The following is a 24,265-nucleotide window of genomic DNA, read 5'->3' on the forward strand; positions in this document are numbered from 1 at the left end:
TTTGCGGCTCAGGCCGCTTCGGCCTTGGGCGCGTTCAGCCAGGCCATGCGTTCGCGCAGACGCGCGCCGACCTGTTCGATCTGGCTTTCGCGATCCTGCTTCAGCCAGGCTTCGTACTGGGGCTTGCCGGCCTCGTTCTCGGCGATCCAGTTGCGTGCGAAGGTGCCGTCCTGGATCTCGTCCAGAATGGTCTTCATGCGGGCCTTGGTCTCTTCGGTGACGACGCGCGGGCCCGAGGCGACGGCGCCGTATTTCGCCGTTTCCGAGATGAAGTGGTGCATCTTGGAGATGCCGCCCTCGTAGAACAGGTCCACGATCAGCTTCAGCTCGTGCAGGCATTCGAAATAGGCGATCTCGGGCTGGTAGCCGGCCTCGACCAGGGTGTTGAAGCCCTGCATGACCAGTTCCTTGGCGCCGCCGCACAGGACGGCCTGTTCGCCGAACAGGTCGGTCTCGGTCTCTTCGCGGAAGGTGGTCTCCAGCAGGCCGCCGGTCGCGCCGCCGTTGCCCTTGGCATAGCCCATGGCGCGGTCGCGCGCCTTGCCGGTGACGTCCTTCTCGATGGCGAACAGCGAGGGCACGCCGCGGCCGCGCTGGAACTCGCGACGGACCAGATCGCCCGGTCCCTTGGGCGCGACCAGGATGACGTCCATGTCCTCGCGCGGCTTGATGCGCTCGTAGATGATCGAAAAGCCGTGGGCGAACAGCAGGGCCGAGCCTTGCTTGGCGTTCGGCTCGATCACGTCGCGATAGACTTCGCCCTGGATCATGTCGGGCGTCAGGATGGCGATGATGTCGGCGCCCTTGACGGCCTCGGCCGGCTCGGCGGTCGGGATGCCGTCCTCGGTGGCGTGTTTCCAGCCCGTGCCGCCGTGACGAACGCCGGCGATCACGTCATGGCCGCTGTCGCGCAGGTTCTGGGCGTGGGCGCGGCCTTGCGAGCCATAGCCGATGATGGCGATGCGCTGACCGGCGATGGCGCCCGGTTTGATGTCTTCGTTGGTGTAGATGGTGATGGCCATGGGGATCAGGCGTCCTGAGCAGCGTTGGTCTTGTGAGATGCCGGAACTTGCGCCGGCGGCGGGTTGGGAATGGTGACGGCGCCCTGGGCGGCCGAGGCGACCGAGGCGCGGTATTTGGCGAAGACACCTCGCGCCGGGCGGACTACGTGGGGCGTAAAGCCCGCCCGGCGCGTCGCCAGATCGGCGTCAACGTCGATCCGGCGGTTGGTGACGTCGATGGTGATGCGGTCACCATCGCGAATGAGGGCGATCGGGCCGCCGACGGCGGCTTCCGGCGAAACGTGTCCGGCGACGAAGCCATAGCTGGCGCCCGAGAAGCGGCCGTCGGTCAGCAGCGCGACGTTGTCGATCTTACGGCCCTTCAGGGCGGCGGTGACCTGCAGCATCTCGCGCATGCCGGGGCCGCCCTTGGGCCCTTCGTAGCGGATGATGATGACGTCGCCCTCGCCGACCGTTCCGTCCTGGACGGCGTGGAAGGCGTCTTCTTCCGAATCGAAGACGCAGGCCGGACCTTCGAAGACATCGACCTTGTGGCCCGTCAGCTTGATGACCGCGCCTTCCGGGGCGACGTCGCCATAGATGACGGCGTAGCTGCCGCGCGCCATGACCGGCGCGTCGAAATGGGCCACGACCACCTGGCCCGGCGTTTCCTCAGCCTCGGCCGCCTCGGCGAACAGGCTGCGGCCGGTGACGGTGGGGGTGTTCACGATCTTACCCGCCTCGGCCATCCGCTGTGCGACCAGTCGGGTGCCGCCCGCCGCGAACAGGTGCGAGGCCAGGAAACGGCCGCCCGGCTTCAGGTCGCAGATGACCGGCGCCTCGGCGCAGGCCTGGTGGCAGTCCTCGACGCCGAAATCCACGCCCGCCTCGGCGGCGATGGCCGTCAGGTGCATGACCGCATTGGTCGAGCCGCCCGAGGCGGAAACCGCGACGGCGGCGTTCTTCAGGCTGGCGCGGGTGATGTATTTGCGGGCGGTGTCGCCGGCGAAGACCCGCTCGACGATGATGCGGCCGCAACGCTCGCCCTCGGCCGCCTTGTTCGGATCGACGGCCGGAACGTCGTTGGCGCCCATCGGCGAGATGCCCATGACCGACAGTGCCATGGCCATGGTGTTGGCCGTGAACTGACCGCCGCAGGCGCCGGCGCCGGGGCAGACCGCGCTCTCGACCGCCTTCAGGCCCGCGTCGTCCAGCGCGCCGGCGGCATGGGCGCCGATGGCCTCGAACACTTCCTGGACCGAAACCTCCTTGGTCCCCCCAGGAGCAGGCAAGACGCCCGGCATGATGGTGCCGCCGTAATAGACCAGGCCGGGGATATCCATGCGCGCCAGGGCCATGGCCGCCGCCGGGATCGTCTTGTCGCATCCGACGATGCAGACCACGCCGTCCAGCTGATGGCCCTCGACGGCCAGTTCGATCGAGTCGGCGACGACCTCGCGGCTGATCAGCGAGGCCTTCATGCCCGCCGTGCCCATCGAGATGCCGTCGGTGACGACGATGGTGTTGAAATCGATCGGATAGCCGCCCGCCGCGACGATGCCCGCCCGCACGTCCTTGGCCAGACGGTCCAGATGCATGTTGCAGGGCGTGACCGTCGACCAGGTGTTGACGATGCCGATCATCGGCTTGTCGAAGTCGGCGTCCTGCATCCCGGCGGCGCGCAGATAGGACCGGGCGGCGGCCCGGTTCGGGCCAGCCGTCACCGCCGCGCTGCGCGCATTGGGCTTTTTGGGCTGAGGGGTAGAATCTTGCGTCATCGGTCCGGTTCTTTTCGAACCGCCGCGCACTAAAAACCCCGCGTCCTTTCGGAGGCGGGGTGGTGCGAGGCGATCCTGAGTGTCTCTAGGTCAGGTCGCGGGCATCCACGCCGCTTGCGTAAGCAGGCCGAGGAGTACGAGGAGAATAAGGGAAATCGGGCCTTCCAGGCCGATAGGCGCGCGAATGGTCGCAACCGCCTCGGCGGTACGTCCCTTCGTCATGTCGCGCATCATCGTGGCCACGGGCGGCTCCCTGTTCTGACGGCAAGAAACCATACCGCCGGGACGCGCACAAGCCCCGTCGCAAAAATTTTGCTCAATAGGAGCCGACAGACGCCGAGAGGGGTGTTTCTTGCCCGAACCTAGCCAGCCGCCCCTTCAAGCGTAACGGTTCATCACATCACGTTACAGCCGCAGGGTTGCAAGCCGCGCCCGACCGCTCCATTGAGACGCCCACCTATATAAGCGTCACCCCTATCCGTTCAGAGGAGCCTCCATCATGACCGTCCGCGTCGCCATCAACGGCTTCGGCCGCATCGGCCGTCTCGTTCTTCGTTCTATCGTCGAGCATGGCCGCAACGACATCGAGGTGGTGGCGATCAACGATCTGGGTCCGGTCGAGACCAACGCCCACCTGTTCCGCTACGATTCGGTCCACGGCCGCTTCCCCGGCACGGTGACGTCGGGCGAGGACTGGATCGACGTCGGCACGGGCAAGATCAAGGTCACGTCCGAGCGCGATCCGGCGAATCTGCCCCACGCCGAACTGAAGGTGGACATCGCCTTCGAATGCACCGGCATCTTCACCTCCAAGGACAAGGCCAGCGCCCACCTGAAGGCCGGCGCCAAGCGCGTGCTGGTCTCGGCCCCGGCCGACAACGCCGACAAGACCATCGTCTTCAAGGTCAACCATGAGACCCTGACCGCCGACGACATCGTCGTGTCGAACGGGTCTTGCACCACCAACGCCCTGGCCCCGGTGGCCAAGGTGCTGAACGACCTGTTCGGCATCGAGCGCGGCTATATGACCACCATCCATTCCTACACCGGCGACCAGCCGACGCTGGATACGATGCACAAGGATCTGTACCGCGCCCGCGCCGCCGCCCTGTCGATGATCCCGACCTCGACCGGCGCCGCCAAGGCCCTGGGTCTGGTCCTGCCCGAACTGAAGGGCAAGCTGGACGGCTCGTCGATCCGCGTCCCGACCCCGAACGTCTCGGTCGTGGACCTTAAGGTCGTCGCGGCCCGCGACGTGACGGTGGAAGAGATCAACGCCGCGCTTCAGGCCGCCGCCGACGGCCCGATGAACGGCGTCCTGTTCACCACCACCGATCCGCTGGTGTCGCACGACCTGAACCACATCGCCGCCTCCTCCACCGCCGCCCTGCCCCAGACCCAGGTCGTCGACGGCAAACTGGCCCGCGTCCTCAGCTGGTACGACAACGAATGGGGCTTCGCGACGCGCATGAGCGACACCGCGCTCCAGATGGCGAAGTTCCTGTAAGCCCTTCGTTTCCGCTCATCCCGGCGAAAGCCGGGACCCAGCTCTTTGGGCGCGCCGCTCCGCCCGTTACGCACCGCTCATGATCCCAGCCCTCTCGCCAGCGAAAGGACTGGGTCCCGGCTTTCGCCGGGATGAGCGGAAGGAAAAGCACATGACCTTCCGCACCCTCGACGACGCCAAGGACCTCGCCGGCAAAACGGCCCTGGTCCGCGTGGACTTCAACGTCCCGATGGAGGGCGGCAAGGTCACGGACGACACCCGGCTGCGGGTCGCCGTGCCGACCATCCAGCGTCTGCGCGACGCGGGCGCCAAGGTGGTGCTGCTGGCCCACTTCGACCGCCCCAAGGGCCAGCGCGTCCCGTCCATGAGCCTGAAGCCGGTGGTGGAGCCGCTGGAGACCGTGCTGGGCGGGCCCGTCCGATTCGCCGACGACTGCATCGGCGCCCCGGCCGTCGAGGCCATCCGCGATCTGGACGCGGGCGGCGTGGTCCTGCTGGAAAACGTGCGCTTCCATGCGGCGGAAGAGGCCAACGATCCGGTCTTCGCGCAGAATCTGGCGGACCTCGGCGATCTCTATGTCAACGACGCCTTCTCGGCCGCCCACCGCGCCCACGCCTCGACGGAAGGCGTCGCCCACCACATCCCCGCCTATGCCGGCGAATCCATGCGCCGCGAACTGGACGCCCTGGACGCTGCGCTCGGCAAGCCGCAGAAGCCGGTCATCGGCATCGTCGGCGGCTCCAAGGTCTCGACCAAGCTGGACCTGTTGAAGAACCTGGTCGGCAAGCTGGACAAGCTGGCCATCGGCGGCGGCATGGCCAACACCTTCCTCTATGCCCAAGGCGTCGACATCGGCGGCTCGCTGGCCGAAAAGGACATGGCCGACACCGCCCGCGAGATCATGGCGGAGGCCGAGGCCAAGGGCTGTGAAATCCTGCTGCCCGTCGATGTCGTGGTCGCCGTCGAGGTCAAACCCGGCGCCGAGGCCCGCACGGTCAAGACCGGCGAGACCCTGTCGGCCGAAGACAAGATTCTGGACGCCGGACCCGAGACCGTCGCCCGGCTGAACGCCGCCGTCGACGCCTCCAAGACCCTGATCTGGAACGGTCCGTTGGGCGTGTTCGAGGTTCCGCCCTTCGACGCCGCCACGGTTGTGGCCGCCCGACACGTCGCCGAACGCGCCAAATCAGGCGCCCTGATCGCCGTCGCGGGCGGCGGCGACACGGTCGCGGCCCTGAACCACGCCGGAACGTCGGACGACATGACCTTCGTCTCCACCGCAGGCGGCGCCTTCCTGGAATGGATGGAGGGCAAGGTCCTGCCGGGCGTCGAGGCCCTGCGCGCCTGAAGGCCGGAGTGCGGGCGCGTCCCGCCCGCATCTCCTCAAAGAATTGGTCTTGAAACGGCTGTTACACGGCGTGACTTCGCCGTGCCCTGCGGCTAATCTCCGCCCTAATCAAAAAAGACTATTCGGCTCAGGAGACTATCATCATGGCGCGCATCACGCTGCGACAGCTGCTCGATCATGCGGCGGAAAACGACTACGGCCTTCCGGCCTATAATATCAACAACATGGAGCAGGGCCTGGCGATCATGGAGGCGGCCCACGAGGTCAACGCCCCGGTCATCATCCAGGCCTCGCGCGGCGCCCGCAACTACGCCAACGACATCGTCCTGGCCAAGCTGATCGACGCCTTGGCCGAGCTCTACCCGCACATCCCGGTCTGCATGCACCAGGACCACGGCAACGGCCCGGCGACCTGCGCCACCGCCATCCAGTACGGCTTCACCAGCGTCATGATGGACGGCTCTCTGGAAGAGGACGCCAAGACCCCCGCCTCCTATGAATACAATGTCGACGTCACACGTCGCGTCACGGAAATGGCCCACGCCTGCGGCGTCTCGGTCGAGGGCGAACTAGGCGTGCTGGGCTCGCTGGAAACCGGCATGGGCGAGGCCGAGGACGGCCACGGCTTCGAGGGCAAGCTGGATCACTCGCAACTGCTGACCGACCCGGATCAGGCCGTCGATTTCGTCGCCGCCACCAAGGTCGACGCCCTGGCCATCGCCATGGGCACCTCGCACGGCGCCTACAAGTTCACGCGCCAGCCGGACGGCGAGGTCCTGGCCATGAACGTGATCGAGGAAATCCACCGCCGCCTGCCCAACACCCACCTGGTGATGCACGGCTCTTCGTCGGTGCCTCAGGATCTGCAAGACATCATCAACGCCTATGGCGGCGAAATGCCCCAGACCTGGGGCGTGCCGGTCGAGGAGATCCAGCGCGGCATCAAGCATGGCGTGCGCAAGGTCAACATCGACACCGACAACCGCATGGCCATGACCGGCGCCGTCCGCAAGGCCCTGATGGAGAAGCCGGGCGAGTTCGACCCGCGCCACTATCTGAAGCCCGCCAAGGAAGCGATGAAAAAGCTCTGCATGGAGCGTTACCTCCAGTTCGGCTGCGAGGGTCAGGCCTCCAAGATCCGTCCGCTCTCCACCGCCCAGATGGCCAAGCGCTACGCCTCGGGCGACCTCGATCCGTCCTTCCGGGGCGCATCGGTGAAGGCCGCCTGAGGCCGACGTCTAGACCGGGTAGCGGCCGCTGAGTTCGAGCCGCACCCGGCGAACGTCCCATTCGGCCTGGTCCAGCGCGTCGCGGGCCTCTCGGGCGTTTCGGCGCGCATCGCGGATTTCGCCCCGGACTTCCCGAATGCGGTCTCGGATACGGTCCCGCTCCTCGTCCGTCAGGCCCTCGCCGTGCAGTTCGCGCTCCTTGGCCTCCAGCTTGTCCTCGCGGTTTGCGATCCGGGCCTCAGCGCTGTTCAGCGCGCTTTCCGCCGTCTCGAACGCCGCCTCGACCGCGTGCAGCCGCAAGCCGTCCTGATAGGCCGGCATGAAGGCCCGCTCCTCCTCCGGCCGACAGACGCCGTGATAGGTATTGCCCGACCGACCTTCCGCCCATCCCCGCTCGAAGGTGCAATAGGACCGCAAGCCGTCCTCGCGCGCCGAGCCATAGGCGGTCGGATTGGGCGCGACCTGATATTTGGCGCAGGCCTTGGCGTGATCGTCCAGCCGGCTCATCGGATAGCCCGCCGCCCCGTCGGCATAGCCCTTCTCGCCCCAGTCGCCCGCCAGGCACTGGTCCTTGCTCATGGTGGCGCAACCGGCCAGCAAGCCGCCCGCCACCGTCAGCGCGCCGACCAGACCCCCCGCGATGATCCATCGCCTCATCGATCGTTTCCCTGAACGCCCCCGGCGTCACTATCGAACGACGCTCGCCCCTCGCGCAAGCGGCCTGTCATGCTAGGGAGGGCTGTGTCCGATCCCGACCTGACCGACGACGACGACCTGTCCTCCCCTTCCGCGCCCGCCGAGGTGATGGAGGCCCGGATCGACGCGCCCGGCGTGCGTCTGGATAAGGCCCTCGCCGAGGCCTTTCCGACCCTGTCGCGCGCCCGGCTTCAGGCCCTGCTGGCCGAGGGCGCCGTGCGTCGCGACGGCGTGGTCCTGACCGGCGGTTCCGCCAAGGCCCTTGCGGGTCTCTACGCCGTCGCCCTGCCGCCCGTCGCGCCCGCCACGCCCCAGCCCCAGGCCATCCCCCTGACCGTCCTCCACGAGGACGCCTACCTGATCGTCATCGACAAGCCCGCCGGCATGGCCGCCCATCCGGCGCCCGGCACGCCCGACGGCACCCTGGTCAACGCCCTTCTGGCCCATTGCGGCGACAGCCTGTCGGGCATCGGCGGCGTGGCCCGCCCCGGCATCGTCCACCGGCTGGACAAGGACACCTCGGGCGTCATGGTCGCCGCCAAGACCGACCGCGCCCACGCCGGGCTTTCGGCCCTGTTCGCGACCCACGACATCGAACGCACCTATATCGCCCTGACGCGCGGCGCCCCGTCGCCCGCGACCGGCCGCATCCACACCCGCATCGGCCGCTCCACCGGCGACCGCAAGAAGATGGCGGTGCTGAAGGCCGGCGGTCGCGAGGCCGTCACCGACTATGTGGTCCAGCAGACCTTCGGCGACCCCGCCAAGGCCGGCGGCGCCCCTATGGCTGCCCGCGTCGCCTGCACCCTGCATACCGGCCGCACCCACCAGATCCGCGTCCATCTGTCGTCCAAAGGATCGCCCATCCTCGGCGACGCCACCTATGGTTCGGGCAGCCCGGCCGTCCCCGTCCGCGCCGCCATCGCCGAGGCGGGCCTGACGCGCCAGGCCCTGCACGCCGCCGTCCTGGGCTTCGTCCATCCCGTCACGGGCCAGCGGATGCGCTTCGAGACCGCGCCGCCCACTGATATGATGCGTCTCGAAACCCTGCTGTCCGAACTCTGAGGGCCATCATGCTCGATCCCGACATCCGCGACGACGCCGAGTTGAAGCGCTACGAACTGCCTGTCGAAGGCGATGTGGCGGTCGTCACCTACAACCTCTCGCCGCCCAATCTGATGATCACCGAAACCCTGGTCCCGGAGCGTCTGGAAGGGCGCGGCATCGCCAGCCGCCTAGCCAAGCACGTCCTGGCCGACGCCAGGGCGCGCAACCTGCTGATCCTGCCGGTCTGTCCCTTCTTCTCGGCCTATCTGCAGAAACACCCGGAATACGCCGACGTGGTCCATCCGACCTATCGCGGCATTCTGGGTCTGTGACCAAGCCTCGCAAGCAGGTCTTGAATAGAAACTGACCCGTTCCTACATTCGCCCTCGTTCGGCGCGAGTGGCGCCGGGGTCACGGTCACGCCTTCGTGTGACGCTCCGCCTCTACAAAAGGCGGCAACCCATCGCCACTTGTCCGGTTGAGGGGTGAGGCGTCGGCGCACACAGGTGGCCGGCAACGAAGAACCCGCTCGTTCGATACGGTCGGAGGGACCTTGAATATGGCTGCCAATAGTACGCTCGCGGTGATGTCGCCTGAACAGGGCCTGTCGCGTTATCTGACGGAAATCCGCAAGTTTCCGATGCTGACCAAGGACGAGGAGTTCATGCTCGCCAAGCGTTGGTCCGAGCATCAGGACCCTGAGGCCGCCCACCGTCTCGTCACCTCCCACCTTCGCCTCGTGGCCAAGATCGCCATGGGTTATCGCGGCTACGGTCTGCCGATCGGCGAAGTGATTTCCGAGGGCAACGTCGGCCTGATGCAGGCGGTCAAGAAGTTCGACCCGGACAAGGGGTTCCGTCTGGCCACCTACGCCATGTGGTGGATCAGGGCCTCGATCCAGGAATACATCCTGCGCAGCTGGTCGCTCGTGAAGATGGGCACCACGGCGGCGCAGAAGAAGCTGTTCTTCAACCTGCGCAAGGCCAAGAGCCAGATATCGGCCTTCGAGGAAGGCGACCTGCATCCCGAACACCTGTCGGCTATCGCCACCAAACTGGGCGTGACCGAGGAAGAGGTCACGAACATGAACCGCCGTCTCGGCGGCGACGCCTCGCTGAACGCGCCCCTGCGCGCCGACGGCGAAAGCGAATGGCAGGACTGGCTGGCCGACGACACCGCCGTCTCCCAGGAAACCCAGCTCGCCGACGACGAGGAAAAGGGCATCCGCATGAGCCTGCTTCAGGAGGCCATGGAGGAGCTGACCGACCGCGAGAAGCATATCCTGACGGAACGCCGCCTCAAGGACGATCCGGTCACGCTGGAGGAGCTGGCCGGTCAGTACGGCGTGTCGCGCGAGCGTGTGCGTCAGATCGAGGTCCGCGCCTTCGAGAAGCTGCAGAAGGCGATGCGCGCCGCCGCCGAGGAACGCAATCTGGTCGACGCCTGACGGCGCCGGCCGTCGGCGTTCAGGACGCCTGGGCCAGGGGCTCGGCGTCTGCGGCGCGGGCGGCGTTCACCACCGCGTTCACCGGCTGCATCAGCCCGGCCTTCGTCACCTGTCCGGTGGCCAGATAGGCCTGCAGCGTCGCCACCACCATCGCCAGCTTGGCGTCGCCGGCCTTGATCGCCAGGCCGTTCAGCGTCTCCGCCTGCTGGCGAATGGCGCGGGTGGCCTGCGACGGGTCCTGTTCGAACTGGGTCATGGCCGAGATCAGGATGCGGGTGGCCTGATCGCGCACTTCCGCCGCGCCCCCGGCCGCGCCGTCGCTGCGGCGTTTCTTGGCCCCGGTGTATTCGCCCGAGTTGAACCGCCTGCGATCCGGCCCGACATAGCCGACCGCCTCGATCCACGGACGCGGCTTCAGGGCGACGTTCTCGACCCGCTTGAACAGATCGCCGGTCGTGAAAGGCTTTTTCAGGAACTCGTGGACGCCGGCGTCGCGCGCGCCCTTGATGGCGGCGGCCGTGGCCTCGCCCGTCACCATGATGATCGGCGACATCCGGCACGACATGCTGGAGCGCCGCACCCGCCGCGCCAGGGTCTCGCCGTTCAACGTCTCGCCCGAGCGTTCGATGAAGATCACGCCCGGCTCGACGTCGCGCAGCAACTCCAGCGCCCGCTCGTCGTCGCTCTCGCTATAGACCTCGCGCGCGCCCATCCCCTTCATGATGTCCGTCAGCAGCCGGACGGCCGAGACGTTGGGATCGACGATCACCACCCGCCGGATGGCGGGTTCGATACGGCTCAGGGTTCTGGCGTTGGTAGAGAACACAGCTGGCTCCGGGGTTGGAACCGTCAGGCTTACTTCGCCCGGGTTAAGGCCTGTTGAATCCGGCCTTTCCCTGCCTCACCCCTGGAACGGATCGCGCATCAATATGGTGTCGTCCCGCTCGGGGCTGGTCGACAGCAGGGCCACCGGCGCGCCGATCAGCTCCTCGATCCGGCGCACATATTTGATGGCGTTGGCGTTGATGTCTTTGAAGCTGCGAACGCCGGCGGTGCTTTCGCTCCACCCTTCCAACTCCTCGAACACCGGCTCGGCGGCGCCCTGCGCCTTCAGGCTGCTCGGCAGATAATCCAGCACCTCGCCGTCGACCTTGTAGCCGACGCAAATCTTCAGCGTCTTCAGCCCGTCCAGCACGTCCAGCTTGGTCAGGGCGATCCCGTCGATGCCGTTGATCGCCACCGACTGACGCACCAGAACGGCGTCGAACCAGCCGCAGCGCCGCGCCCGGCCGGTGTTGACCCCGACCTCGCGCCCCACGGTCGCCAGATGTTCGCCAACCGCGTCGTTCAGCTCGCAGGCGAACGGACCTTCACCGACCCGGGTCGTATAGGCCTTCACGATGCCCAGCACATAGCCGACGCCGCGCGGCCCGATGCCCGATCCCGCCGCCGCCTGGCCGGCCACGGTGTTGGAGCTGGTCACATAGGGATAGGTGCCGTGGTCCACGTCCAGGAACGCGCCTTGCGCGCCCTCGAACAGCACGCGCTTGCCGCCCTTCTGCGCCTGGTCCAGCACCCGCCACGCCGGCTTCACAAAGGGCAGGATTTTCGGCGCGATCTCCAGCAGCTGCGCCAGCAGCGCCTCGGGGTCGATCGGCTCCAGCCCCAGGCCCGCCCGCAGCGGATCGTGGTGCGAGCGCAGACGGTCGATCTTGACCTTCAGGTCGTCTTCGTTGGCCAGGTCGCAGACGCGGATGGCCCGGCGCCCCACCTTGTCCTCATAGGCCGGGCCGATGCCGCGCCCGGTGGTGCCGATCTTGGCGCCCGGCGCACTGGCCGCCGCCTCGCGCGCCACGTCCAACGCCGGGTGGATCGGCAGGATCAGACAGGCGTTGTCCGCGATGGTCAGAATCTCGGGGCTGATCACGACGCCCTGGGCCGCGATCTTCTCGATCTCGCCGACCAGATGCCAGGGATCGACCACCACGCCGTTGCCGATGATCGACGGCTTGCCCTGAACCACGCCGCTTGGCAGCAGCGCCAGCTTATAGACCTTGCCGTCCACGACCAGCGTGTGGCCCGCGTTATGACCGCCCTGGAACCGCACCACCATGTCGGCGCGATTGGACAGCCAGTCCACGATCTTGCCCTTGCCCTCGTCGCCCCACTGGGCGCCGACCACCGCCACGTTCGCCAAAGCACTGTCTCCGCTGAATGCGGGCGCAGCCTATAGCCGGGGAATCGTCCGGTGTCGTCCCAGAAGTCGGATTATCCGACCGTGTTCGCCGCCGTCTCGAACGCCCACTCCAGCCACGGCGTCGCCGCGACCACGTCCGCCGTCTCGACGGTGCAGCCGCACCACAGCCTCAGGCCCGGCGGCGCATTTCGATGCGGTTCCATGTCGAACACCGCCGCCTCGCCTTCCAGCAGGGCCTTGAAGCGGGTGACGAAGGCCTTTTGCCCCTTCTCATCCAATCCCGTCACGCGCGGATCGGCGAACTTCAGGCACACCGACGTCGTTGAGCGAATCTCGGGCCGTTCGGGCAGGAAGTCGATCCAGTCGGTCTTTTCCACCCACGCCGCCAGCGCCGCGTAGTTGGCGTCGGTCCGGCGGATCAATTCGCTCAAGCCGCCGATGTCGCGCGCCCAGTCCAGGGCGTCGATCCAGTCCTCGATGGTCAGGACCGAGAAGGTGTTGATCGCCACCCCGTCGGCCAGCGCCCGGTCGAAACCCTTACCGTCCGTCAGTCGCAGCAGCTTGGGAATGGGCCGATCCGGCCGATATGTGTCCAGCCGCTCCACCGCGCGCGGCGACAGAACCATCACCCCGATCCCCGCCTCGCCGCCCAGCGCCTTCTGGAAGCTGAACGTCACCACATCCAGCTTGTCGTAGGGCAGAGGCATGGCGAAGGCGGCCGATGTGGCGTCGCAGATCGCCAGCCCCTCGCGGTCGTCGGCGATCCAGTCGGCGTCCGGCACGCGCACGCCCGACGTGGTGCCGTTCCAGGGAAAGATCACGTCCCTGGACCAGTCGGCCCGCGACAGGTCGGGCAGTTCGCCCCACGGCGCGGTCAGGGCCTCGGGCTCCAGCCCCAGGTGGTCCTTCACGTCCGCCAGCCAGGTCAGGCCGAAATTCTCATAGGCGACCACCTGAACCGGCCGCGCGCCCAGCATCCCCCACAGCGCCGCCTCGACCGCGCCCGTATCGGACCCCGGCGTGTACAGCATCACATGGCTGTCGGGCACTTCCAGCACCTCGCGCGTCAGCCGCAGGCCATGGGCGAACCGCTCCACCACCTCCGGCGCGCGAATGCCGCGCCCCAGCAGGTCCGACGGCAGGCCGCCCAGCGCATAGCCCGCGCGTTTGGCCGTCGGGCCGGCCGAGAACCACGGCCGCGCCGGCTTCACATCGGGCTTCACACTCATCATCGTCTCCTGGCGGGCGGGTTCAGCGACCGGGCGTATAGGGCCGGTTGGCGCGCCAGTCTTCGGCGAACCGGGTCAACGCCTCGTCCGGCGCATCCGGCAGCGTCACCACCAGCCGCGCCAGCAGGTCGCCGCGCCGCCCCTGGGCGAACGCCCCGCGTCCTTTCAGACGCAAAACCTTGCCCGAGTTGGACCCCGCCGGCACCGTCATCTGCACCGCCCCTTCGGGCGTCGGCACGCGCACCTTGGCGCCCAGCACCGCATCGGGAACCGAGATCGGCAGGTCCATCGTCAGGTCGGCGCCCTCGCGGCGATAGATCGGATGTGTCTCGATCTTCAGCTCGATCAGGGCATCGCCGTTCTCCGCGCCCCGGCCCGGCGCGCCCTGTCCGCGCAGACGGATGGTCTGGCCGTCCGACGCCCCCTTGGGAATGGTCACGTCCAGCGTGCGTCCGTCCGAGAACTGGATGCGCCGCGTCGCGCCGGCGATGGCGTCTTCCAGGCTGACGTCCAGCGTCGCCTTGACGTCCTGGCCGCGCGCGGTGAAGTCCCGCGCCCCGCGCTGACGCCCCGCCCCGCCGAACATGCCGAACAGGTCGTCCAGATCGACGCCTTCGAAGTTGGCGCGCCCGCCCGGTCCCCCGCCCTGACCAAAGGGGTTGCCGCCCTGGCCGAACGGATTGCCGCCGGGACGTCCGCCGCCGAAGCCGCGGAACTGTTCGTTGCCGTCGCCGTCGATCTGGCCCGCGTCGTATTTGGCGCGCTTGTCCTTGTCGCCCAGGATGTCGAAGGCGGCCGTCACCCGCTTGAACTTGTCCTCGGTGATCTTGTCGCCGGGGTTCTTGTCGGGGTGCAGTTCCTTGGCGAGCTTGCGGTACGCCTTCTTGACCTCGTCCGCGCTCGCGCCCTTCGAAACGCCCAGTTCCTTATAGGGGTCGCCTGCCACGTCCGTTGTCGCTCCAACTGAAAACCGATGGGTGGTCAGTTAAGCCATGCCCCCGCCCCCGCAAAGGGCCGGGCCCGTCATATTTCGTCAGACCGCGCCGATTTCCAGCGGGACCGCCGCTTCCACGCCCCAGCCGAAGCCCTCGCCCCACTGCGCCACGCCGATCCGGGCCTCGTCTCCCGCCCCGTGCGGAAAATCCTCCGCGAACGCCGCCGCCGGATAGAGCAGGCGGGTCCCCTCGACCTCGAACGCCCGCGCCACACGCTCGCCGTCCAGCACCCGCACCCGGAACCGCAACGGATCGACCGCCGCCGGGTCGCCCTCCCACCCGTCGCCATACAGCCGCACGCGCGGCGTCCACCGCACCGTCCGCCCCGCCGCCGTGGGCTCGACGGTCAGGCCCGACGGCGACCACGGCCGCGCATGGACGCCCGTCAGGGTGAAGCCGACCTCCCGGAATCCGCCGCCGCCCGGCGCCGCGCCCACCGGTCCCGCGCGACAGACCAGCGTCAGACCCCGCTCGCCGCGCCCGATCTCGGCGCGCGCCAGCCGGTCGTCCAGAAACACCGCCGTCGCCCCGACCGGCGCCCCGGCCCTCATCTCCATCTCGGTCCCCTGTTGCGCGCGCAGCAGGTCGGTCAGCCGCCACGTCCCCGGCCCGACCAGGGCGGCCGAGCGATACTGGATCACCTCCCATCCCGCCGCCGTCTCGACCGCCATGGCGTTGGCCCCGCCCAGCACCGCCGCCGCGACCACGCTCTCAGGCTCCCCGCCCTCGATCCGCACGATCACGGCGTTGGCGACATCCCAACGCCAGCGCACGCCCGGCGCCAGCGGCTGAACCAGCGTCCCGACCCTGGCCGAGGTCTCCATGTCCGCGCGCGGCGTCAGGACATCGGCGTCGGCCCCGGCGTGCAGCCGCATCGTCCACCACGGCTCCCCCGCCGCCGCGACCAGCGGACGCCCATCGTCCTCGGCCCCCATCAACGGCGGCAGGTCCAGCAGCTTCAGGAACGGCGCCCCGACCACGGCCGGCGCCTCGCCCGCGCGCCAGTCGCCGTCGTCCTCATGACCGCCTCGCGCCGTCGCCGGCTCCAGCACGGCGGACGGCGTCTCGTCCGCCGTCGTTCGCATCACCCGCCAGTCGCCGGCCCGCTGCGCCAACCGCACGACATCCCCCGGCTCCAGCCGCATCGCCTCCAGCGGCCCCAGCGCCACGGTCACGGCCTCCATCCCGGCGCCCGCCAGCACGTCCAGCGCCGCCGCCCTGGCCAGACCGCCGCCGCACACGACGGGCAGGTCCAGATCGACTCCGCCGCCGGTCGCCCCGGCGTCGTCGCCCCGCACCACGACCGCCCCGGTCTGATAGTCCGCCGTCTCGTCGATATAGCGCACCCGCACGACGGACGGCCGCGCCTCCAGCGTCCGCGTCGCGCTGACCGACGCCCCGCGCTCGGGCAGGGCCAGGGCGTCCTCCGCCAGCTCCCCCTCGACCGCCACACGTCCCCTGACCGCGACCCGCCCGTCCCGTTCGGACGCGACCGCGTCGAAGGCGGCCAGCAGCGGCTCCAGCACGTCGCGCGTCCGCATCGGCCGGTCGATGACATAGCCGGCCGCCGCCCCCTCGACGCCCTCCACCGACATCTCGTCCGGGCTCAGGCCTCCCCGCGCCAGCACCGCCGCGATCAGGTCGCGCCCGTCGCCCGCCAGCCGCCCGTTCAGCCAGTGTCCGGCCCGCCACGCCCCCGCATCGGCCCAGACATCGCCCCGCGCCGGAAAGGCCGGATAGGGCCGCGCGTCCCAGCACCAGGCGTCCGCCGCCTCCAGCATCCGCCCGCCATAGACCGCCGACGTCGGATTGTTTTCGGCCTGACCGAAATGCGTCAGCACCGCCTCCAGCGCCGCCCGCTGCATCCCATCGTCGCGCGCGCCGGTCGAGGCGGGCGGCAGATGGCTCTCGCTGCTCTTGGGGTCCTGAAACAGATTGGGCGCATTGCCGCCCCGGTCCACCGCCGCACAGCCGAACTCCGACAGCCGCACCGGCTTCATCCCCGGAACCCAGGCCGTGGGCGTCGCGCGCCGGACCCCGCCCGGCCGGTCGTGGTGCGGGTTCGACCACCATCCCTTCACGTCCTTGGGCCGGAACACCCAGTCCTCGCCATACGCGCTGTCGACGATGGGCGTCCGCACCTGCGCCGCCCGGTCCGCCGCGCTGGCGTAGAACCAGTCGAACCCGTCCCCGCCCGCGACACCGGCCGCCAGACAGGCCGGGTCCGCCGCTCCGCCGAACGCCGCCGCATCGACCCCGCCGTCGCCGGCCCGCCAGTCGCTCAGCGGCGGATACCAGTCGATGGCCACATAATCGATGTTTGCATCGGCCCACAGCGGATCGAGATGGAACACCACCTCCCCGCCCGTCCGCCGCCCGAAATATTCGCTCCAGTCGGCCGCATAGGACAGCTTCACCCCCGCCCCGACCACCGCCCGGCATTCCGCCGCCAGCGCCCGGAACTGCTGGACCGCCGGAAAGCCCCCGTCCGCATCCCGCGTCCCGGTCACGCCCCGCATCTCCGAACCGATCAGCAGGCCGTCCGCCCCCTCCTCGGCCGCGATCCGCGCATAGTGCAGCGCCATCCGCCTCAAGCCCCAGCCGTCCGCCGTCCCGAACAGGGCCGCGATCTCCGCCGTCGCCCCCGCGCCGTCCACGCCCGCCACGCGCCCCCGCCACGGATAGCCGGGGCAGTCCATGAAGACGAACGGATACAGCGTCACCTCCAGCCCGCGCGTCTTCAGCTCGCGGATCGCCTGTCGCACGCTGTCGTCCGAAGGCGTCCCGCCATAGGCCGGCGCCCCGTCCACCTGACTGACGACATAGGCGTCTGCGCGCCCCACCCCCGCCACGGACCAGTCCATCGGTTCGGTCGGCTTGTCGCGTCGCTCCACGCCCGGCCGCACACGGCATTCGCCCGCCCTCAGGTCGCCGCCGAACCAGCCGACGACCAGACTGACCCGCTTCAGGTTCGGCAGTTGCGCCTGAAGCTGATCCAGCGAGACCAGCAGGTCCGCCCGCCCCTCGCCGTTATGGACGTTCTCCGCCGTCGTCCGCGTCAGCCCCTCGCGGCGCAACACCGCTTCCGTCGCCAGGGCGAACTCCCCCGCCCCGGGGATCAGGCACACGCCCTCCAGCCTATCCTCCAGCCGGAGCGACTGCCACCTCGGCCGCCGGAACACCTCGAAACTCAGCTGCGGAACCCGGTCCCCGAACGGCCCCAGCGGCAGGTCCTCGAACACCACATAGGCCACGCCCCGATAGGCCGGAGCATCCCTCTCCACCGCCTCGATCAGGGGATCAGGCGTCTGGTTCTCGCCGCCGCGATGCACCCGCATTGCGACGCCGTTCATGTCCATCGGCCGCCCGTCGGCCCACACCCGCCCGATCCCGTCGATCTCGCCCTCGCACAAGGCCACGGCGAAACTCAGCGAATAGGCATAGTCGACCGTCTTCGGCCCGCCCTTGCCCGCCCGCCCCTTGATCCTGCTCTCCAGAAACCGCGCGGCCCAGATCACCTGACCCGTCACCCGCGCCCGGCCGAAGACGCAGGCCATGGGCGACCCTTCCGCCGTCCCCTGCACCTTCAGCGTTTCGATCCGCGGCCCGATCTGGCGCGCCGGCCCCAGCGACGCGATCACCCGATTGTCGATCGCCCGCCCGATGGTCGCGCCGATCACGCGCCCGATCCCGCCCCCGACCTGCTGCCCGACCGCGCTCAGTACGACTTGCGCCATCTACGCCTCCAAAGATCCTCCCCCGTTCACGGGGGAGGGGGACCACGAAGTGGTGGAGGGGGCGACCGCACCTCCGACCTCTGAACCTGTTTCAAGAAAAGCTGTGGGACTTTCGCCCCCTCCACCCCGCTTCGCGCGGTCCCCCTCCCCCGCTTCGCCGGGGAGGATTGGAAACCGGAAAACCGCGACCAGCCGTCGCCGCCACCACGTCCCCATCCAGCTTTCGACCACCGCCCGCCCCCAATAGGCGTGGATCATCCTCGGCTCCGGCCCGTCGTCCGCGCTCAGGATGGCGCAGTGTTTCACCGCCGCCCCCGGCGACATCCGAAACAGCAGCACATCGCCCGGCCGCATCGCCGCCACGGCAACCGGCCGCATCCACCGCCCCGCCGCCTCCAGCAGCGTCTCGCGCCCACCCACCTCGGCCCAGTCCGCCGAATAGGCCGGCAGAACCTCCGGCTCCTCGCCCACGACCTCGCGCCACACCCCGCGCACCAGTCCCAGACAGTCCGCGCCCGCGCCCCTGACGCTGGCCTGATGCCGATACGGCGTCCCCAGCCAGGCCCGCGCCGCCGCGACGACCGCACAGACCTCTCCCTCCCCCTGCGGGGGAGGGTCGTCGCGCAGCGACGGGGTGGGGGCGGCCCAGCGACCGGGCTTCGATGGCTCGGCCGCCCCCGCCCGATCTCGCCTTCGGCTCGACCACCCTCCCCCACGGGGGGAGGGAGAGGTCATCTCGCCGTCCCTCACCGCCGGCTCCCGCCGTCATTCCGCGCCCCGCCCGCCGGATAGGCGGTCAGGAAGTCGTCTCCCGGCACGTCGGGGAAGCCGCGAAAGTTCACGCCGTTCGCGAACGTCCCCACGCAGGTCGCCCATCGCCTGTCGCAGGCCCGTCCCGCCGCATTGGCGACCCCGCACCGGGCGTCCCCCAGCCGCGCGTCGCACATCCGGCCATAGGTCCGCCCGACCACCCGCTCCAGCTTCGCCAGCGGCCCTTCAAGCTCGGCTATGAAAGTCCCCTCTTCGCGCCTGATCCGCGCCAGCGTCCCGACCCACAGCCGCACCCTCAGCGTCGGCTGCGTCCAGTCCACGCGCCACAGTTCGACCGACGCCTGATCGTACAGGCCCGCCGCCACGTCCGCCTCGGTGATCGCCGCACCGTCCAGCGCCCCCGCCGCCGAAACCGATCCGGCCGCCAGCCCCACGGCGCTTTCGCCCGCCCCCGCCGTCCAGCCGCTGGCCGCGCGGCAGATCACCCCGTCCATGACCAAATCCCGGTCGTGATCGGTGAACCCCATCGCTGCCCCGTCCCGCCGCCTCAGCCGCCAGACATGACAAAGCGTCGCCGCCCCGCTCTCGACGCGGGCGGCCAGGTCTTCCGGTATATGTCTCATGTTCGCTTTCGCTCGGGAGTGGCGAATGATTAGTGGTTAGTGACGAGTGGCGAGGGTCGCCGAAGCACGGCGAATGACGGCGCCACTGGCCTTGGACAACAGGAACGGCGACGCTCACTCGTCACTCGTCACTCGCCACTCGCCACTCGCCTTCAAACCCTCACCTCGATCAGCGGAACCGCCGCCATTCGGCCCGCCTCGAAACTTTCCAGCGTCGTCTCGATCCGGTCGGTGTCGAACCGCACAGGCGTGTCGAACAGGAAGCCCGCCGTCACCGGAACGCCCACGCCGGGCGCGGTCGCCAGCGTCACCCGTCCCGTCGCCGCATCGACCGCAAAGGCCGCAGTCTCCACCCCGCCGACCGCGACGCGCACCGATCCCTCGACCGGCTTGGCGATCGGCCGCGCCACATCGCCATAGGTCTTGATCAGGTCGAAGCCCGTCCGCGTCCCGTCGCCGACGCCCAGCGCCTGATCCTGGGCCGACGCCGTCCCGCCCGGCGCGCACGACTTGAAGTCGGCGAAATCCTTGAACCGGAACCCGTACAGCCGCCCGCGCCGCGCCTCGAAGAAGGCGGTCAGCGCCGCCATGTCGTCCAGCGACCTCAGGTTCGCCCCGATCAGATACCGTCGGCGGCCCAGCGCCCAAGGCGTCGAGCGCCGCTCGAACCCCGAGGCCAGGGTCGCGATCTCGGTCCTGCGCTCCACCCCGCCGGTCGACCCGAACGCCAGCCGCGCCGGCAGCCGCACCTCATGAAAGGCGCCCATGTCACTCTCCTGTTGTGTCCAACCGCCCGCCCGGTCCAAGATTTGGCGGCGGCGCCTCGGCCGCGTCTTTCAGGGAACCGGGCCTTGCGCGGCGAAATCCTCAGCTACGATCCCGCGACCGGCGACGGTCTGATCAGCGGCGACGACTTGCAGCGCTATGCTTTCACATCGGCCGCCGCCGGTCTCGAACCCGGCCGCCGCGTCGATTTCGTGGTTCAGGACGACCAGGCGCTCAGCCTGATGGTCCTGCGCGACGGCCCGCTGCCGCCGGCCGTCTATCCGCCCGAACCGGACCTGGGCCTATGGGGCTATTTCGTCCGCTGCATCACCGACCTCTATATCGAAGGCCACGGCCGGGCGCGGCGAAAGGAATACTGGTCCTTCGCCCTGTTCCACTTCCTGATCCTGATGCTCGCCTTCATGCCGATCATCGGTCTGGCCGTCCTCGAGGCCGAGGCCGGCTACGATATGGAGGTCTGGGGCGTCGCCTGGATCTGCATCGTCGCCCTGGTCTATTTCGCGCTGATTGTTCCCTACGTCTGCGTCACCATCCGCCGCTTCCACGATGTCGGGCTCAGCGGCTGGCTGATCCTGATCGGCCTCGTCCCGTATGTCGGCGGCCTGTTCACCTTCATCGTCAGCCTTCTGCCCTCGCAACCAGCCGTGAACGTCCACGGCGCGCCGCCCAAGGGCCTCGGCGCATTACAATACCGTCAGGTTTCGCCGGCCTGACCTTTTCCGGTTGCTGGGATTGCACGGGTCGGCGATGCTGCCCGCGCGCCGAACCGGGCGCCATTCATGGAGATCTCAGTGCGCGGTGAAATTCTCAGCTACGACGCCACGACCGGCGCCGGTCTGATCAGCGGCGACGACGGCGCCCGCTACGACTTCACCTCGGACGCGCTCCAGTCGCCGGCCGTGCCCGCAGCCGGCGTCCGCGTCGACTTCGTGCCCGAGGGCGCCGTCGCGACCCAGATCCTGATCCTGGCCGGCGCCCCCACCACCACCGGCGTCGCCGGCGGTTACGCCAGTTCCACCGCCCCGGCCGCCGGCGCCATCGAATGGCAAAAGCTGTTCCTGTCGTTCGAGGGCCGCATCCGCCGCTCGCACTTCTGGATCGGCTGGCTGGTCCTGCTCGGCGTCAATGTCGTCATCAGCTGGATTCCGATCATCAACCTGCTGGGCATCGTGCTGGTCTGGCCGAACCTGGCCATCTCGGTGAAACGCCTGCACGACATGGGCAAGTCCGGCTGGCTGATCGCCATTCCCTGGGTCGGCTCGGTCGTCGCCTTCGTCGGCGCCTTCGCCATGATCATCGCCGCCGCCGTCGCCAACGGCTATTCGGAAGACTATTACGAGGGCAATCCGGCCGCCGTCTTCGCCCTGATGGGCCCGGCCTTCGGCCTGTTCGCCATCGCCGGCCTGCTCGGCCTGGCCTTCCTGCTGTGGATCGGCCTGGTCGACAGCCAGAAGGGCGAAAACCGCTTCGGCCCCAATCCCAAGGGCGAATAAGCAACAAGTGGCGAGTGGCGAGTGGTCAGTGGCGAGACGCGCCGCATCGGCATCCTCACTCGCCACTCGTCACTAACCACTCGCCACTCTCTTCCTCACATCCTCCGCGCGCCCAGACTGACCGCCCGCGCCAGCATCTGGGCGATCTGCGCTTCGGACCGCAGCAAGGCCGGCGCCCCGCCGTCCACCGTCACATTGACCGTCACCCCGCCGCCTGAGACCGGCCCGATCTCGCCGCTCGTTGAGGGACGAAACACCTCCGGCCCACGTTCTCCGACCAGATAGGCGCCCCCGCCCAGCACCGGCCCGCCGTCCGCCCGCGCCCCGCCGAAGCTGGACATCGCCGCCTGGATCGCGGCGCTCAGTCCGCCGCCGTTCGATCCCGCCGCCGCGTTCACCGCATTCAGCACCGCCCGCGCCAGTTCGGCCAGCGACACCTCCCCGTCCGCCGCCGCCCGCGCCAGCGACCGGGTCAGGCTGTCCCCGGCCCGCCCGAACGCCGCCTCGATCGCGTCGGCCGCCTCCTCCGTCGGCGCCTTCAACGCCTCCAGCGCCGCCCCGGCCTCCGCCGCGCGCAGGGCGACATCGTCGATCCGGTCCCGTCCGAACTCATCCGCCATCCGGCCAAGTCTCCATCAATCGCGCCAATCCCTGTCGCCCCATCGGCGTCGCCGCCCGGGGCGTCTCGGTCAGCATCCGCCATTCCTTCAGCGACAGCCGCCAGAACGCTTCGGGCGCCACGCCCAGGGCGGCGGCCCGCCTCAACATCTCGCCCCAGGGGGTCATGCCGCGGCGGCCGCGAACGCCTGCGCCACCGCCACGGCCGCCTCGCGCGGATCGACCCCCGCCACGTCCGGCGCACTCTCCCCGCCCCCGCACAGCACCGCCGTCAGCACCACCATCAGATCCTTCGCCGACAGCGTCTTCATCCGCTCCGCCACCGCCGCCAGCCCATCGACGCCCAGCCCCGTCTCGATCTCCGCCAGCGCCCCCAGCGTCAGACACGCCCGACGCCGCTCGCCGCCCAGCAGCACGGCCGTTTCGCCTCTCGCCGCATTCATGGCGCCTCCAGTTCCGATTTTTGGTGAGTGGTGAATCGTGTTTCGTGATTGCTCCTCGCCTCACGACTCACGCATCACCCTTCACGCTCTCTCAAACCGCGCTGAACCCGATCGCCCCCGCGCTGGCCAGGCTCAGCGCAAACGTCGCCTCGCCCTCATGCTCACCGGCGTATTCCAGCGCCGCTACCAGGAACGGCCCCTCCAGCACCCCGAAATCCGGCACGATCAGCCGCCACCGCTTCGCCGCCTGATCGAAAAAGGCCTCGCGCACCAAGGCATCCGACGCCGCGTCGCGAAAGATGCCCTGCCCCGACACCGACGCCGACTTGACGCCCGCCCCCGCCAGCAGTTCGCGCCACCGCCCGGCGCTGTCGCCGTCCGTCGCATCCACGGTCTTGGCGTTCAGCGAAATCGTCCTCGCCCTCAACCCCGCCACCGTCGTGAACACGCCGGGCGCGCCCTCGATCTTCAGCAGCATGTCCTTGCCCGCCTGTGCGGTCATGTCGTCCTCGCTTTGCTTATTGATGGTGAGTGGTGAATCGTGAGTAGTGACGGGCGGCCGTCACGGTTCACCACTCACCACTCACCACTCACCTCTTCCGTCACCGCCCTCAGCCGCACCACCGCATAAGTCCGCCGCCCGTCGCCGGCCGGGAAGACATCGGCGAAGGTCGCCCTCAGAGTCGCCGTCCGCACCCCGTCGGCCTCCAGCCTCGTTTCGTGCAGACACGCCCTTGCCGCCGCCGCCATCGCCTTGGCCTCTTCCGATCCGGCGAAGCGCGACACGCCGGTCAGGGTCAGCCGCTGCTCGACCCCGCCCCCGTCCGCCGCCACCGGCCGGCTCTCGCACCGGCCCAGCGCCAGATAGGGGCACGTCGCCCCCTCCGGCGCCTGGTCGTAAACCCGCCCCTGGATCAGGGCCGACAGCGTCAGATCGGCCTTCAGCGCCGCCATCATCGCCTTCTGCAGCGCGCCCTCGTGATCCCTCATCGCGTCCGCTCCAGCTCCAGTTCGACCCGCCCCGGCCGCAGGTCCGCGACCAGCCGGATCGTCCAGTCCGCCCCGCCGAAGCGCAGCACCCGCCCGACCGCCAGCCTGGGATCGGCCCGCGTCTCGGCCTTCATCGTCTCGACCGCGCGGCGCTGATCGCCCTCGCCGCGTTCGACCCGCCGCCGCGTCCCGCCTTTCAGCCAGACCGACCCCATCGGCTCGAACGTCACGCTGCGCCCGCCATACGGCGTCTCGGCCTCGACCGGCTGAAACAGCCCCGCCAGCATCCTCATATCGGCGCTCAAGCAGGCCGACGGCCGATAGCGCCCC

At 69.2% G+C, this 24,265-nt stretch carries 26 protein-coding genes; 8 read left to right on the plus strand and 18 right to left on the minus strand.

What is annotated here, in order from left to right; genetic code table 11:
- Positions 1–8: 8 nt before the first annotated feature.
- From ilvC to SH203_RS15515, 3 genes are all read right to left on the minus strand, one after another.
- Positions 9–1,022: a ketol-acid reductoisomerase gene (gene ilvC, locus SH203_RS08200; RefSeq protein WP_087120388.1), complete on the minus strand. Its 1,014-nt coding sequence runs from the start codon at positions 1,020–1,022 to the stop codon at positions 9–11.
- A gap of 5 nt (positions 1,023–1,027) precedes the next feature.
- On the minus strand, positions 1,028–2,779 hold the full coding sequence (locus tag SH203_RS08205; protein ID WP_087120389.1) for a dihydroxy-acid dehydratase: 1,752 nt from the start codon (positions 2,777–2,779) through the stop codon (positions 1,028–1,030).
- Between the two features lie 90 nt (positions 2,780–2,869).
- The gene (locus tag SH203_RS15515) at positions 2,870–3,022 is read right to left on the minus strand and encodes a hypothetical protein (protein ID WP_159457555.1); all 153 of its coding nucleotides are present in this window, start codon (positions 3,020–3,022) and stop codon (positions 2,870–2,872) included.
- 256 nt (positions 3,023–3,278) lie between these two features.
- Here SH203_RS15515 and gap point away from each other — a divergent pair, with 256 nt between their 5' ends.
- The 3 genes from gap (at position 3,279) to fba (ending at position 6,863) form a co-directional block, all read left to right on the plus strand.
- A complete protein-coding gene (gap, locus tag SH203_RS08215) occupies positions 3,279–4,286 on the plus strand; it encodes a type I glyceraldehyde-3-phosphate dehydrogenase (protein ID WP_087120391.1) in 1,008 nt (335 codons plus the stop codon).
- Positions 4,287–4,437: 151 nt separating this feature from the next.
- Positions 4,438–5,634 (plus strand): phosphoglycerate kinase, encoded by a 1,197-nt coding sequence (locus tag SH203_RS08220; RefSeq protein WP_087120392.1) that lies wholly within the window; start codon positions 4,438–4,440, stop codon positions 5,632–5,634.
- 143 nt (positions 5,635–5,777) lie between these two features.
- The gene (fba, locus tag SH203_RS08225; protein ID WP_087120393.1) at positions 5,778–6,863 is read left to right on the plus strand and encodes a class II fructose-bisphosphate aldolase; all 1,086 of its coding nucleotides are present in this window, start codon (positions 5,778–5,780) and stop codon (positions 6,861–6,863) included.
- A 9-nt stretch (positions 6,864–6,872) separates the two neighbouring features.
- On the opposite strand, the gene SH203_RS08230 is transcribed toward fba, so the two are convergent.
- Positions 6,873–7,520: a DUF2799 domain-containing protein gene (locus SH203_RS08230; RefSeq protein WP_087120394.1), complete on the minus strand. Its 648-nt coding sequence runs from the start codon at positions 7,518–7,520 to the stop codon at positions 6,873–6,875.
- 84 nt (positions 7,521–7,604) lie between these two features.
- Here SH203_RS08230 and SH203_RS08235 point away from each other — a divergent pair, with 84 nt between their 5' ends.
- From SH203_RS08235 to rpoH, 3 genes are all read left to right on the plus strand, one after another.
- Positions 7,605–8,624, plus strand: coding sequence for an RluA family pseudouridine synthase (locus SH203_RS08235; protein ID WP_375600720.1), 1,020 nt, complete (start codon positions 7,605–7,607; stop codon positions 8,622–8,624).
- A gap of 8 nt (positions 8,625–8,632) precedes the next feature.
- A complete protein-coding gene (locus tag SH203_RS08240) occupies positions 8,633–8,938 on the plus strand; it encodes a GNAT family N-acetyltransferase (protein WP_200808862.1) in 306 nt (101 codons plus the stop codon).
- 227 nt (positions 8,939–9,165) lie between these two features.
- The gene (gene rpoH / locus SH203_RS08245; RefSeq protein WP_087120666.1) at positions 9,166–10,053 is read left to right on the plus strand and encodes an RNA polymerase sigma factor RpoH; all 888 of its coding nucleotides are present in this window, start codon (positions 9,166–9,168) and stop codon (positions 10,051–10,053) included.
- A 19-nt stretch (positions 10,054–10,072) separates the two neighbouring features.
- Here the strand turns inward: rpoH and SH203_RS08250 are convergent, their stop codons facing one another.
- The 8 genes from SH203_RS08250 to SH203_RS08285 form a co-directional block, all read right to left on the minus strand.
- Complete coding sequence (locus SH203_RS08250) at positions 10,073–10,879, minus strand: two-component system response regulator (RefSeq protein ID WP_087120397.1); 807 nt, start codon at positions 10,877–10,879, stop codon at positions 10,073–10,075.
- Positions 10,880–10,954: 75 nt separating this feature from the next.
- On the minus strand, positions 10,955–12,250 hold the full coding sequence (locus tag SH203_RS08255; protein ID WP_087120398.1) for an adenylosuccinate synthase: 1,296 nt from the start codon (positions 12,248–12,250) through the stop codon (positions 10,955–10,957).
- A 71-nt stretch (positions 12,251–12,321) separates the two neighbouring features.
- Positions 12,322–13,479, minus strand: a complete 1,158-nt coding sequence (locus SH203_RS08260) for a phosphoserine transaminase (RefSeq protein WP_087120399.1) — start codon at positions 13,477–13,479, stop codon at positions 12,322–12,324.
- 22 nt (positions 13,480–13,501) lie between these two features.
- Positions 13,502–14,425: a DnaJ C-terminal domain-containing protein gene (locus SH203_RS08265; RefSeq protein ID WP_087120400.1), complete on the minus strand. Its 924-nt coding sequence runs from the start codon at positions 14,423–14,425 to the stop codon at positions 13,502–13,504.
- Positions 14,426–14,512: 87 nt separating this feature from the next.
- The gene (locus SH203_RS08270; protein ID WP_087120401.1) at positions 14,513–18,211 is read right to left on the minus strand and encodes a glycoside hydrolase/phage tail family protein; all 3,699 of its coding nucleotides are present in this window, start codon (positions 18,209–18,211) and stop codon (positions 14,513–14,515) included.
- Positions 18,212–18,946 carry an NlpC/P60 family protein gene (locus SH203_RS08275; RefSeq protein ID WP_087120667.1) on the minus strand — a complete coding sequence of 245 codons (735 nt, stop codon included), beginning with the start codon at positions 18,944–18,946 and terminating at the stop codon, positions 18,212–18,214.
- Between the two features lie 11 nt (positions 18,947–18,957).
- Positions 18,958–19,605, minus strand: a complete 648-nt coding sequence (locus SH203_RS08280) for a DUF2163 domain-containing protein (RefSeq protein WP_087120402.1) — start codon at positions 19,603–19,605, stop codon at positions 18,958–18,960.
- Positions 19,606–19,757: 152 nt separating this feature from the next.
- Positions 19,758–20,372 carry a DUF2460 domain-containing protein gene (locus SH203_RS08285; RefSeq protein ID WP_087120403.1) on the minus strand — a complete coding sequence of 205 codons (615 nt, stop codon included), beginning with the start codon at positions 20,370–20,372 and terminating at the stop codon, positions 19,758–19,760.
- A gap of 84 nt (positions 20,373–20,456) precedes the next feature.
- Between SH203_RS08285 and SH203_RS08290 the strand changes: the two genes are divergently transcribed.
- On the plus strand, positions 20,457–21,104 hold the full coding sequence (locus tag SH203_RS08290; protein ID WP_159457556.1) for a DUF805 domain-containing protein: 648 nt from the start codon (positions 20,457–20,459) through the stop codon (positions 21,102–21,104).
- Between the two features lie 66 nt (positions 21,105–21,170).
- Positions 21,171–21,884, plus strand: a complete 714-nt coding sequence (locus SH203_RS08295) for a DUF805 domain-containing protein (RefSeq protein WP_087120405.1) — start codon at positions 21,171–21,173, stop codon at positions 21,882–21,884.
- A 95-nt stretch (positions 21,885–21,979) separates the two neighbouring features.
- Here the strand turns inward: SH203_RS08295 and SH203_RS08300 are convergent, their stop codons facing one another.
- The 6 genes from SH203_RS08300 to SH203_RS08325 form a co-directional block, all read right to left on the minus strand.
- A complete protein-coding gene (locus SH203_RS08300; protein WP_087120406.1) occupies positions 21,980–22,504 on the minus strand; it encodes a phage tail tape measure protein in 525 nt (174 codons plus the stop codon).
- Complete coding sequence (locus SH203_RS08305; RefSeq protein WP_087120407.1) at positions 22,494–22,670, minus strand: phage tail assembly chaperone; 177 nt, start codon at positions 22,668–22,670, stop codon at positions 22,494–22,496. Before SH203_RS08305 ends, SH203_RS08300 begins: the two co-directional genes overlap by 11 nt.
- Positions 22,667–22,945 carry a GTA-gp10 family protein gene (locus tag SH203_RS08310; RefSeq protein WP_087120408.1) on the minus strand — a complete coding sequence of 93 codons (279 nt, stop codon included), beginning with the start codon at positions 22,943–22,945 and terminating at the stop codon, positions 22,667–22,669. Before SH203_RS08310 ends, SH203_RS08305 begins: the two co-directional genes overlap by 4 nt.
- A 91-nt stretch (positions 22,946–23,036) precedes the next feature.
- Positions 23,037–23,447 carry a phage major tail protein, TP901-1 family gene (locus SH203_RS08315; RefSeq protein ID WP_087120409.1) on the minus strand — a complete coding sequence of 137 codons (411 nt, stop codon included), beginning with the start codon at positions 23,445–23,447 and terminating at the stop codon, positions 23,037–23,039.
- A gap of 74 nt (positions 23,448–23,521) precedes the next feature.
- Positions 23,522–23,935, minus strand: coding sequence for a DUF3168 domain-containing protein (locus SH203_RS08320; protein ID WP_087120410.1), 414 nt, complete (start codon positions 23,933–23,935; stop codon positions 23,522–23,524).
- Positions 23,932–24,240, minus strand: coding sequence for a phage head-tail adapter protein (locus SH203_RS08325; protein ID WP_234989433.1), 309 nt, complete (start codon positions 24,238–24,240; stop codon positions 23,932–23,934). Before SH203_RS08325 ends, SH203_RS08320 begins: the two co-directional genes overlap by 4 nt.
- Between the last annotated feature and the right edge of the window lie 25 nt (positions 24,241–24,265).

The sequence above is a fragment of the Brevundimonas sp. SH203 genome, from assembly GCF_002157625.1.
In the GTDB taxonomy this organism is placed as follows: domain Bacteria; phylum Pseudomonadota; class Alphaproteobacteria; order Caulobacterales; family Caulobacteraceae; genus Brevundimonas.